Origin of the sequence: Aliidongia sp. (assembly GCF_035943795.1) — a bacterium.
In the GTDB taxonomy this organism is placed as follows: Bacteria; Pseudomonadota; Alphaproteobacteria; order ATCC43930; family CGMCC-115725; genus Aliidongia.
The window spans coordinates 1-10,189 of sequence record NZ_DASZBY010000149.1; the positions used below are offsets into that span (position 1 = coordinate 1).

At 65.5% G+C, this 10,189-nt stretch carries 12 protein-coding genes; 6 read left to right on the forward strand and 6 right to left on the reverse strand.

What is annotated here, in order from left to right; all coding sequences use genetic code 11:
• Nucleotides 1–566 (reverse strand): NAD(P)H-dependent oxidoreductase (locus tag VGV37_RS28850; protein ID WP_326883312.1); only part of this gene is annotated, 566 nt, incomplete at its 3' end.
• A 103-nt stretch (nucleotides 567–669) separates the two neighbouring features.
• Between VGV37_RS28850 and VGV37_RS28855 the strand changes: the two genes are divergently transcribed.
• Both VGV37_RS28855 and VGV37_RS28860 read left to right on the forward strand, forming a co-directional pair.
• A complete protein-coding gene (locus tag VGV37_RS28855) occupies nucleotides 670–1,575 on the forward strand; it encodes a LysR family transcriptional regulator (protein WP_326883313.1) in 906 nt (301 codons plus the stop codon).
• 72 nt (nucleotides 1,576–1,647) lie between these two features.
• Entirely contained in the window at nucleotides 1,648–2,091 is a 444-nt protein-coding gene (locus tag VGV37_RS28860; protein ID WP_326883314.1) for a YybH family protein, read from the forward strand.
• 21 nt (nucleotides 2,092–2,112) lie between these two features.
• Here VGV37_RS28860 and VGV37_RS28865 read toward each other — a convergent pair whose 3' ends face one another.
• Both VGV37_RS28865 and VGV37_RS28870 read right to left on the reverse strand, forming a co-directional pair.
• A complete protein-coding gene (locus VGV37_RS28865; RefSeq protein WP_326883315.1) occupies nucleotides 2,113–2,685 on the reverse strand; it encodes a DUF899 family protein in 573 nt (190 codons plus the stop codon).
• The gene (locus tag VGV37_RS28870) at nucleotides 2,682–3,068 is read right to left on the reverse strand and encodes a metalloregulator ArsR/SmtB family transcription factor (protein ID WP_326883316.1); all 387 of its coding nucleotides are present in this window, start codon (nucleotides 3,066–3,068) and stop codon (nucleotides 2,682–2,684) included. The genes VGV37_RS28865 and VGV37_RS28870 overlap by 4 nt, the downstream gene beginning before the upstream one ends.
• A 141-nt stretch (nucleotides 3,069–3,209) precedes the next feature.
• On the opposite strand from VGV37_RS28870, the gene VGV37_RS28875 reads away from it, so the two are divergent.
• Nucleotides 3,210–3,695 (forward strand): SgcJ/EcaC family oxidoreductase, encoded by a 486-nt coding sequence (locus VGV37_RS28875; protein WP_326883317.1) that lies wholly within the window; start codon nucleotides 3,210–3,212, stop codon nucleotides 3,693–3,695.
• A 19-nt stretch (nucleotides 3,696–3,714) separates the two neighbouring features.
• Here VGV37_RS28875 and thrS read toward each other — a convergent pair whose 3' ends face one another.
• The 3 genes from thrS to VGV37_RS28890 all read right to left on the reverse strand — a co-directional run bounded on the left by thrS (nucleotide 3,715) and on the right by VGV37_RS28890 (nucleotide 7,131).
• Nucleotides 3,715–4,911, reverse strand: a complete 1,197-nt coding sequence (thrS, locus tag VGV37_RS28880; protein WP_326883318.1) for a threonine--tRNA ligase — start codon at nucleotides 4,909–4,911, stop codon at nucleotides 3,715–3,717.
• Nucleotides 4,912–5,122: 211 nt separating this feature from the next.
• The gene (locus tag VGV37_RS28885) at nucleotides 5,123–5,410 is read right to left on the reverse strand and encodes a hypothetical protein (protein ID WP_326883319.1); all 288 of its coding nucleotides are present in this window, start codon (nucleotides 5,408–5,410) and stop codon (nucleotides 5,123–5,125) included.
• Nucleotides 5,411–5,493: 83 nt separating this feature from the next.
• Nucleotides 5,494–7,131, reverse strand: a complete 1,638-nt coding sequence (locus VGV37_RS28890; protein ID WP_326883320.1) for a gamma-glutamyltransferase family protein — start codon at nucleotides 7,129–7,131, stop codon at nucleotides 5,494–5,496.
• Nucleotides 7,132–7,256: 125 nt separating this feature from the next.
• On the opposite strand from VGV37_RS28890, the gene VGV37_RS28895 reads away from it, so the two are divergent.
• The 3 genes from VGV37_RS28895 to VGV37_RS28905 all read left to right on the forward strand — a co-directional run bounded on the left by VGV37_RS28895 (nucleotide 7,257) and on the right by VGV37_RS28905 (nucleotide 9,836).
• A complete protein-coding gene (locus VGV37_RS28895; protein ID WP_326883321.1) occupies nucleotides 7,257–8,123 on the forward strand; it encodes a LysR family transcriptional regulator in 867 nt (288 codons plus the stop codon).
• 240 nt (nucleotides 8,124–8,363) lie between these two features.
• Nucleotides 8,364–8,888 carry a hypothetical protein gene (locus VGV37_RS28900; protein WP_326883322.1) on the forward strand — a complete coding sequence of 175 codons (525 nt, stop codon included), beginning with the start codon at nucleotides 8,364–8,366 and terminating at the stop codon, nucleotides 8,886–8,888.
• A 105-nt stretch (nucleotides 8,889–8,993) separates the two neighbouring features.
• A complete protein-coding gene (locus tag VGV37_RS28905) occupies nucleotides 8,994–9,836 on the forward strand; it encodes a helix-turn-helix transcriptional regulator (protein ID WP_326883323.1) in 843 nt (280 codons plus the stop codon).
• Nucleotides 9,837–10,189: the final 353 nt, after the last annotated feature.

A 10,189-nucleotide genomic window follows, 5' to 3' on the forward strand; every position in this document is an offset into this window, starting at 1 on the left:
GGCTCCCATGCCACGAACGGCGGCAGCACGTCGAACCCCACGAAGCGCAGGATGCCGTGATGGATCGGGTAGAGCAGTGCCGTCAGGTCGCCGTTCAGCCCGTCCGGCCCATACATGCTTTCCCGCCCGCCGGTGGTCAGCGACAGCATCGCGCGCCGGCCGGCGAAGACGCCGCGATCGTACCAGCGGCCGCGGCCGTAGATGGCGCCCAGGGCGAAGACCCGGTCGACCCAGCCCTTGAGCAGCGCCGGCATGGAAAACCACCAGAGCGGAAACTGGAAGATCAGCGCGTCGCAGGCCAACAGCTTGTCGAGTTCGGCCGCGACGTCGGGCGCGAAGCCGCCGTGTTCGGACGCCAGCATCTCTTCCGCCTGCTGCTTGAAATGGCCGGGGTCCTGCAGGGCCGTAAAATTTCCCTGGTCCGACCGCGGGTTCCATTTCATGGCATAGAGATCGGATAGCACGACGTCGTGGCCGTCCGCCGTCAGCGTCCGCACCGCCTCGCTGGCCAGCGCGCTGCAAAAGCTTTTGGGCTCCGGATGGGCATGAACGATCAGGACACGCATGAAATCGACCTTCGGCGAAGATGGGGTTTCCCGAAGCTAAGCCCTCTCTACCTTGCAGATAATCGCCTATGATCTTATCAGGTTCTGAAGAGATTGAGGGATAATGCGCGGTCATCAATATGCCGAGCTGCGGGCGTTCCAGACGGTCGTCGCCAGCGGCAGCTTCACGCGCGCGGCGGCCGAACTGCGCATTTCGCCGTCGGCGCTCAGCCAGATCATCCGGCGGCTCGAGGCCCGGCTGGGCGTCACTCTGCTCAACCGGACGACCCGCAGCCTGTGGCCGAGCGAGGCGGGCGCGCGGCTGCTCGGCCGGATCGGGGCGGCGTTCGACGAACTTGACGGCGCGGTCGAAGAGGCGGCGGGTCAGCGCGACCGGCCGCGCGGCATCGTGCGGATCAACGCACCTCGCCTCGTGGTCACCCATTACATCGCACCGATGCTCGCCGCCTTCGCGGTGGCCTGCCCTGATGTCACTGTCGAGCTGTTGGTCGATGACGGCTTCGCCGACATCGTCGCGACCGGCTGCGACCTGGGCGTCCGGCTCGGCGAACGGCTGGAAAAGGACATGGTTGCGCTGCCGCTCGGCCCGTCGTTCGAGATGATGGCGGTGGCCTCGCCCGAATATCTCGAAACCCGAGGCGTGCCGACGACGCCGCAGGAGCTGCGCCGGCACGATTGTATCAACTACCGCATGCCGACCGAGGGCGGGCTCTACAGCTGGGAATTCGAGAAAGACGGAAAATCGATCGCCGTCGCGGTCGAAGGCACGTTCATCACGAACGACCATGGACTGATGCTGCAGGCGGCGCTCGACGGCACGGGCATCGCCTATCTGCTCGACCTCCAGGGGCGACCGCCGGTCGAGCAGGGGCGGCTGCATCGGGTGCTTCAGGACTGGTCGCCGCGGTTGCCGGGGTTCTATCTCTATCGGCCGGGCCGCCGGCAGGATACGCCGGCCGTCGGGGCGTTCATCGAGATGCTGCGGACCTGCGCCGGTCGCTCGTTTTAGTTTATTCACACTGTCGGATCCGCTCTTCGCCATTCGTCCTCCGGGCGACGGCAACAGGCAAGGAGCATCATCATGACGAACGAGCCCGCAAACGAGGCCGAGGAGATCGCGATTCGCCGGCTGATCGCGGATCGGTTCCGCGCGACCCGCGACAAGGACTCCGCCGCCGTCATCGCGTGTCAGGTGGCGATACCGGTCCACTTTTCGCTGGCGCCGCCCCTGCTGTCGGTCGGAAGCGGCGATACGGCACTGCAGGCCTGGTTCGATACCTGGGAAGGGCCGATCGGATACGAGCTTGCCGAATTGACGGTCAGTGCCGGCTCGGACGTCGGCTTCGCCTATGGTCTCGTCCGGATGACCGGTACCAAGAAGGGCGGTCAGAAGGCCGACCTGTGGTTTCGCCAGACGTTCGGCTTTCGCAAGGTCGCGGGCGCCTGGAAGATCGCCCACGAGCATCAGTCGACGCCGTTCTACATGGACGGCAGTTTCAGGGCCGCGGTCGATCTCAAACCCTGACTTGGTTCGGGTCGCCCGACCCTATCCCGCGTAGCTGTTCTTCGGTCGCCAGCCCGCATCGCTTTCGGGCAGCAGATCGAACAGGTGCCAGACCGGGCAGAAATCGTCGGCGCGATCGAAGGCACTGTCGGCGACGCGCACCATCCTGCCGGACTGGCGCTTGAAGACAGAAAGGCCGGGCAGCGGGCCGTTTTCCGACCGATACCCCATGTCCTCGGCAAAGGTCGTGCCCTGGGTCGAGACCATGGGAAAGCGCCAGCCGCGGTCGGCGGCGAAGCGCTGCTGCCGGTCCGGCGCGTCCGGAGAGGACACGACGAAGGCGGCGCGATCCCGCAGATGGGGAAAGACGCCGCTGAAGCCGTCGGCCCACATGGTGCAGTTCGCGCATCCGGTGCCCATGTTATGCACGACGAACAGCGTGTCCTTGTCCCCGAACAGGGCCGAGAGAGAGACCGGTCCCTCGGGTGTGGCGAACACATAGTCCTGCACGTCCTCGGGCTCGATCGCGGACCGGGCGACGCGTATCTTCTCGCGGATCTCGGCGATCTGGCAGCGATAGGCGGCCTGTAGCGCCGCTGCGTCCCGATACTTCATTCCGCATCTTCCTTCTGTTCGGCGTTTTCGCGCCCGATATCCTCCAGCGAAGCGGCCAGCAGGTCGAACTGCGCTTGCCAGTATTTGCTATAGCGATTGAGCCAGACCGCGGCCCCGTAGATCGGGCCGGCCTCGAGCCGGCAGCGGCTGATGCGGCCGGTGCGCTCCTGGCTGACCAGCCCGGCCCGGACCAGCACGTGAAGATGGCGCGACACGGCCTGGAGCGAGATCGAGAAATTTGCGGCCACTTCGGAGACGAGCAGATCCCGCCCGTCGAGCCGGCCGAGAATCTCGCGGCGCACCGGATCGGCCAGGGCGGCGAAAACCAGGCTCAGCGCCGTCTGCTCATCATCTGAGGCGGAATGGGCGAGTTGCAGAGACATGGGCTTAGCCAAAAACTCAATGATTAAGTTGATAGTCAATCATCTGGTTTATAGATAGTCAAGCGGCTGCCGTCGAATGGTCATGACGACCGTGCAAATATCCACCATAATCAATTTAGGTGGTGCAGGGCGGAGGTGGAAATGGCACGAGACGGCGCGGGGAAAGCGGGACTTCTGAAACTGGCTTGCGTAGCATCCGGCCTCGTCTGGGCCACGGCGGCCGGTGCGGCCCAGACCGAGCCCGAGCGGATGATCGAAGAGGCTCGGCCGGCGATCGAGGCGGCGAACCACGAATGGCTGCCGGCGATCAAGCAACAGGATGCCAAGACGCTGGTGGCGCCCTATGCCGAGAATGGGATCTTCCTGACCAAGACCGGCGAGAGCGTCGTCGGAAGAGCAGCCATCGAAAAGCTCTACCAGGACGGTTTCGCCAAGTCGCGCGTGGTCGATGCCGATCTGGTCCAGGACGGACTGACCGCTCAGGGCGCGTTGATTTACGAATGGGGCCATGCCCGGATCGAAGCCGAGCACGACGGTACGCGCAGCACCCGGACCGGCGCGTATCTAACCGTCTGGCAGCGCAGCCCGGATGGGGTCTGGCGCATCATCCGCAATCTCACGTTCTAGGCCCGGTTGCGGCGCAAGCTCATCCGACCGGTCCCGTCGCGGCCTCGGCGATACGGGCGACCGCCTGGGCCAGTTCCAATATTTCCTGTCGGCCGTCGCGGTGGCGCAGGGCCACCGTGCGTTCCCGCGCCTCGCGCTTGCCGATGACGGCGATGAGCGGAATGCCGCGTTCGCGCGCCTCGACGATCTTGCGCGGCAGCGTGTCGGGCCCATCGTCGAACGCCACACGCAGCCCGGCATCGGCGAGCGCCTGTTCGATCTTGCAGGCATAGGGGGCGGCTTCCTTGTTGATCGAGGCGACCAGCACCTGCTCCGGCGCCAGCCACGGCGGCAGGTGGCCGTCATGATGTTCCAGCAGGATGCCGATGAAACGTTCCAGGCTGCCCAGCACCGCGTGATGCAGGATGACGGGACGGGACGACCCGTTCGCCTCGTCGTGGTAGGCCGCGTCCAGTCGGTCCGGCAGCACGAAGTCGAGCTGCACTGTGCCGCATTGCCACGAGCGGCCGAGCCGGTCCTTGAGATGGAACTCGAGCTTCGGGCCGTAGAAGGCGCCTTCGCCCGGCTGGAGGATCGGATCGAGCCCGGCCGCGCGTGCCGCCGCCTCCAGCGACCGCTCCGCCCGGTCCCAGACATCGTCCGATCCGGCCCGGACCTCCGGCCGCGTCGAGAACCGGACCTCGACCTCGTCGAAGCCGAAATCGGCATAGAGCGCCGTCTGGATCCGGCAGAAGCGCCGGACCTCGGCCTCGACCTGGTCTTCGCGGCAGAACACATGCGCGTCGTCCTGGACGAAGCCGCGCGTGCGGAACAGGCCGTGCAGCGCACCTGACGGCTCGCTGCGGTGAACCGCGCCGAATTCGAAATAGCGCATCGGCAGGTCGCGGAACGAGCGGACCCGCTTGTTGAAGATCTGGATGTGACAGGGACAGCTCATCGGCTTCACCGCCAGCGCGCGGCCCTCGACCTCGAGCGCGAACATGTCCTCTCCGAACTTTTCCCAATGGCCGCTGCGCTCCCACAGGGAGCGGGCGAGGATCTGCGGCGTCCGCACCTCGCGATAGCCGGCCCGGCGCATTCGGCGGCGGATATGGTCCTCGATCACCCGCCACAAGGCGACGCCGCGCGGATGCCAGAACACCATGCCCGGCCCCTCCTGCTGCTGGTGGAACAGGTCGAGCCGGTTGCCGAGGGCGCGATGGTCTTGGGCGTGCATGATGGTCTCCTTGGGGTCGATCTTTCGAGGGGGAAAGACGGACGGAGACGCATCGTGCTCTGGATGCAGAAAGGCCCCGTCCGTCGCCGGGCGGGGCCTTCTGGTGTTTCGCGAACTGCCGCTAGGACAAGGCGAAACCCGGCACACCGCCAAGGCGAGTGGTCCGGGTTTTAGTGCTCTTGAGGGCGGCCAGGAAAATCATGGAGAAACCCTATGGCCGCGTGGCGCGCTTGTCAAATCGGGCTGCCCAGCGCAGGACGCAGGGCAGAGCCGGCGGTGCCAGTGCCAGCAGGAGCGAGAGTGCCACAGCCTCGATCGCCGACAGGCCCAGCACCCGGTTCGCCTGGATCGACAGCAGGGCGCGGACGACGATCGCCAGGATCGGCAGCGCTTCGGCCACGGCCTGGCGCAGCGGCGCGCCGTCCTGGTCGAACACCAGGCGGGCGAGCGTCGCCAGCGCGTCGATCTGGTTCGGGGACGAAGCTTGCTTTGACGCCATGACCAATCCTCCACATCACGTTGGAGGATTGGTAGCCGGTAGGGGTAAGCGGGTCGATTACCCGACAGGTAACGTGGAAGCGGTCAGAACGCCGCCGCGTGGCCGTCGCGCCGGCTGTCGCTCGCGGCGACATAGCCATGGTCTGGATCGTCGCTGAGGCGCCAGATGAACTGGCCCGAACCGAAGTCCATGTAAGGGTCGTCGATCGATTTCAGGCGATGGCCACGCGCCTCGAGCCCCTCGACCGTGTCGCGCCGCATGGTGGATTCGATGTCGAGCGTGAAGTCGCGATTGACCTTCCAGCGCGGGGCGTCGCACGCGGCCTGGGGGTTCTGCTGATAGTCCAGCATGCGCACGACCGTCTGCATGTGGCCTTGCGGCTGCATGTCGCCGCCCATCACGCCGAAGCTCATGACCGGCGCGCCGTCCTTGGTCAGGAAGGCCGGGATGATGGTGTGGAACGGCCGCTTGCCGCCGCCGACCACGTTGGGCGAGCGCGGATCCATCGAAAAGCCGACGCCACGATTCTGCAGGCTGATGCCGGCGCCGGGCACGACGATGCCCGAGCCGAAACCCATGTAGTTCGACTGGATGAACGAAATCATCATGCCGCTCTCGTCGGCGGCGCTCAGGTAGATCGTGCCGCCGCTTTTCGGCATGCCGAAGCCAGGATCGCGCGCCTTGCCCATGTCGATCAGCTTGGCCCGCTCGGCGAGGTAGCCGTCGTCGAGCATCTCGGCCGGCGTCACTTCCATCGAGCGCGGGTCGGAGACGTAGCGGTAGATGTCGGCGAAGGCGAGCTTCATCGCCTCGATCTGCAGGTGCTGGGAATCGACCTGGTCGACCGCCATGCCGGCGAGGTCGAACTGGTCGAGGATGCCCAGCGCGATCAGCGCCGCGATGCCCTGGCCGTTCGGCGGGATCTCGTGCACGTCGTAGCCGCGGTAGCGCTTGGAGATCGGCGTGACCCACTCGGGCCGGTAGTTCCGGAGGTCGTCGAGCGTCATCGACCCGCCGCAGGCCACGCTGAAGGCGGCGATCTGCTCGGCGATTTCGCCTTCGTAATAGGTGCTGGCGCCGTGCTTGGCCAGCAGGCGCAGGGTTCGGGCCGCCGCCTTGAAGGTGAATTTCTCGCCGGGGCGGGGCGCGCGCCCGTTCGGCATGAAGGCTTCCGCGTAGCCGGGCTGGTCTTCCAGCGCCGGGATCGCCGCCGCCCATTTATAGGCGACGATCGGAGCGATCGAATGGCCGCGCTCCGCGATCTCGATCGCCGGCTCCAGCAGGTCGGCGAACGGCAGCTTGCCGAACCGGTCGTGCAGGGCGGCCCAGCCGGCGACGGCGCCCGGCACCGTGACGGCATCCCAGCCGCGGATCGGCCGCTGCGCCAGGCCGTTGCCGTCGACGCCGTACTTGCGGGCGAAATATTCCGGGCTCCAGGCGGCCGGCGCCACGCCGGAGGAATTGAGGCCGATCAACTCCTTACCGTCCCACAGGATCGCGAAACAGTCGCTGCCGAGCCCGTTCGACACCGGCTCGACGATCATCAGCGTGGCTGCGGCGGCGATCGCCGCATCGACCGCATTGCCGCCCTTCCACAGCATGCGCAGGCCCGCCTGGGCCGCGAGCGGCTGCGAGGTCGAGACCACGTTCCGCGCCAGAACCGGCGTGCGCACGGTCGGGTAGGGGTTCTGCCAGGTGAACGGTACTGAATCCGGCGTCATGAGCGGCGCTCCACGAAAAACCAAGCGGCGATTATCGGCCGACGCGACGCAAAAACAATTTAAAACGCCTTGTCCGTTCTATAAGAAAATCTTGATCCTCTCGCGTCTCGTCATGAGCTTGCCCCATGTCCAGCCTCCGCTTCCTGCGCAGTTTTCTGATGGTCGCCGAATGCGGCTCGCTCGTGGCCGCGGCCGACCGCCTTGGGCTGACCCAGGCGGCGGTCAGCCTGCAGATGCGCTCCCTGGAGCGGGAGTTCGGCTGGCCGCTGTTCGACCGGGGCGGGCGGGGCCTGACATTGAACGTCTGGGGCCGGCGCCTCAGGCCGCAGGCGGAACGCCTGCTGGGGCTCTATGAGGAAATGCGCGCCGACTTCGCCGGGAATGAAGACGGCCTGGTCGGCGAGGTCGCGGTCGGCGCCGTCGTGTCGGCGATGGGTGCCCTGGCCCGGGCCGTGGCGGAGTTGAAGCGCGATCATCCGCGCCTCGAGGTCCGTCTCGTGACCGGCAAGTCCGGCGAACTGGTCGAGCAAGTCGTGGACGGCAGGTTGGATGCGGCCATCACCGTGGAATTGCCGGGACGGACGCCGGCGCGCCTCGATTGGACGCCGCTCTATGCCGAGCCCCTGGTGCTACTGGCCGGGCGGGCTGCCGCCGGACGTTCGTTGGAGGACCTGCTGCGGCACGAGCCGTTCCTGCGCTTCGACCGCGCGACCCCGACGGGGTTGCTGATCGACCGGGCCCTGGTCGCCCGCAAGATCGAGGTCAAGGAGTTCCTCGACCTGAATTCGATCGAGACCATCGTCGAACTCGTGCGCCAGGATGTCGGCGTGAGCCTGCTGCCGCTGCTGAAGGGCACCAATTGGCAGCGCGATGCGCGCCTGCGCCTGATCGCGCTCAATCGCGACGAGGACATCAGGACGATCGGGCTGATCGAACGGCATGGTCAGGGGCAAAGCACCCTCGTCCAGGCGATCCGCGGTGCCATCGGCTGAACTCGGTCAAATATCGCCGTTATTACCTGGCGGGTAATTGAACTGCCTCCGGCAATCGCTATTATCCCGATCGTACTCGACAAACGCGGCGAACATAGTGGGCGAAAGATCCTTCGGATCATCACTCCCGCAGTCGCCCAATACTGTCGGCGACCGTCACAGATCTGGAATGACCCGGCCCGAAATCTACTGGGGACGAAGGCCTGACCATGTCCAGACGGTGCGAACACTGGAGGACCCATGGATCGAAGCAGCATCGAGCGGCGGGATCTGCTCGTCGGTGCCGACGCCCTGGCAGCCGTCCTGGCGGCGATGCCGTTCCACCGCGCCGCGGCAGCCTTGCCCGGCGGCGACTTACCGAAAACCAAGGAGAACAGCATGAGCACGACCTTCACGAAGACCGCGACGCCGGATTGGCTGCTGGCCATGTGGAAGGAGATCGACGACAAGACCTGGGGCAAGGGCTTCGACTGTTTCGCCGAAGATGCCGAATGCCATCTGGGCGTCGCCGATTGGAAGGGGCGCGAGGTGATCCGCGAGAACCTGCGCAACTTCGTCGACAGGCAGATGACCACGCATCACGACGTCATCGAATATTGGGACGGCGGATCGCTCAAGATCTTCCGCGGCTTCGTCTCGATGAAGTTCGACGATGCCAGCATTGCGACGGTGAAGCCGGTAATGACGCATTTCTTCTACATGGACGACAAGGATCCGACCAAGGTCGCCCGCTGGTTCGGATCGGTCGGCCCGACCGGGTTCTGACGCACGCTACGGCACCTGGGTCCGGTCCCGGCCGGACCCAGGTGCCGCCGTGCTTCCCGGCGTCGATCCTGGTAAATTGGCGCGCCATCGCGGATGCAGAGCCTGATGAAGTCATCGACCCCCAATGCGAAGCTGCCGGCCAGCGACCTGGGTGTCCTGCTGCGCCATTGGCGCGACCGGCGCGGCCGGAGCCAGTTCGACCTCTCGCTCGATATCGGCGTGTCGCAGCGGCACATCAGCTTCATCGAGAGCGGGCGCAGCGTTCCAGGCCGACAGATCCTGATGGACATCGCCCAGGCGCTCGACGTTCCGCTGCGCGATCGCAACACCCTGCTGCTCGCCGCCGGCTATGCGCCGATCTATTCGGACGCCGCGTGGGATGCGCTGGAGATGAACAGCGTCACCCGCGCGCTCGACCGCATGCTGCGCCAGCATGAACCGTTTCCAGCCCTGGTCATGGACCGCTATTGGAACGTGCTCATGACCAACGAGTCCACGCCGCGCTTCTTCAATTGCTTCATCGACATGGCGGCGCACCCGAAGCCGCGCAACATGCTGCACCTGATATTCGATCCCAACGGCATGCGCCCGTTCGTCGCCAACTGGGAACAGGTGGCGCAGGGCCTGTTCGAACGCGTCTTCCGGGAATCCGTCGGTCGGGTCATCGACGAAAAGACCCGGGCGTTGCAGGCGGCCCTGCTGGCCTACCCCGACGTGAAAACCGAGTGGACGGCGCCCCAAGCATCGAGTGCGCTGCCGGTCATCCCGCTCAGTTTCGTCAAGGACGGCAGGGTGCTGAACTATTTTTCGATGGTCACGACCGTCGGAACCCCGCAGACCATCGCCGCCCAGGAACTGCGCATCGAATGCATGTTCCCGGCGGACGACGCGACGGAGACGCATCACGTCGCGATGCTTGGCAGGGCCGCTGGTTCGTCGACCGCTTAGGGTGAGAACCCGCGTCAGGGCTGGCAGCTACGACCCAGAGTCGGGCATAAGCATGCCATACGATCGCGCTCGTAAGCAGACGGTCGCAGTTCAGCCAGCAAAGACAGTGAGGCCAACTTCTCGCGACCCAGCCCACCGGGTCACCAGTTCAAGCGTCACTGCTTGGCTAGAGTTGCACCTTCAAGAGCTGGCATCCAGCGCAGGCTCGGCGCCATTCGCCGCATAGTCCGAAATCTTTGAATCCACCAAAATATAGTTCTTTATAACCTCCTCAAAGGATCGATATGCATTTAGCCGCCCCCAAGCTTGGCGCTTGTAAGGAATGTAATTTTTCAAAACCTGATAAGTCCGCA

What these genes read in the sequence shown, in the direction of transcription:
- VGV37_RS28855 (WP_326883313.1), top strand. Translation starts at nt 670, where the DNA reads ATGCGCGGTCATCAATATGCCGAGCTGCGGGCGTTCCAGACGGTCGTC.
- VGV37_RS28860 (WP_326883314.1), top strand. Translation starts at nt 1,648, where the DNA reads ATGACGAACGAGCCCGCAAACGAGGCCGAGGAGATCGCGATTCGCCGG.
- VGV37_RS28865 (WP_326883315.1), bottom strand. Translation starts at nt 2,685, where the DNA reads ATGAAGTATCGGGACGCAGCGGCGCTACAGGCCGCCTATCGCTGCCAG.
- VGV37_RS28870 (WP_326883316.1), bottom strand. Translation starts at nt 3,068, where the DNA reads ATGTCTCTGCAACTCGCCCATTCCGCCTCAGATGATGAGCAGACGGCG.
- VGV37_RS28875 (WP_326883317.1), top strand. Translation starts at nt 3,210, where the DNA reads ATGGCACGAGACGGCGCGGGGAAAGCGGGACTTCTGAAACTGGCTTGC.
- thrS (WP_326883318.1), bottom strand. Translation starts at nt 4,911, where the DNA reads ATGCACGCCCAAGACCATCGCGCCCTCGGCAACCGGCTCGACCTGTTC.
- VGV37_RS28885 (WP_326883319.1), bottom strand. Translation starts at nt 5,410, where the DNA reads ATGGCGTCAAAGCAAGCTTCGTCCCCGAACCAGATCGACGCGCTGGCG.
- VGV37_RS28890 (WP_326883320.1), bottom strand. Translation starts at nt 7,131, where the DNA reads ATGACGCCGGATTCAGTACCGTTCACCTGGCAGAACCCCTACCCGACC.
- VGV37_RS28895 (WP_326883321.1), top strand. Translation starts at nt 7,257, where the DNA reads ATGTCCAGCCTCCGCTTCCTGCGCAGTTTTCTGATGGTCGCCGAATGC.
- VGV37_RS28900 (WP_326883322.1), top strand. Translation starts at nt 8,364, where the DNA reads ATGGATCGAAGCAGCATCGAGCGGCGGGATCTGCTCGTCGGTGCCGAC.
- VGV37_RS28905 (WP_326883323.1), top strand. Translation starts at nt 8,994, where the DNA reads ATGAAGTCATCGACCCCCAATGCGAAGCTGCCGGCCAGCGACCTGGGT.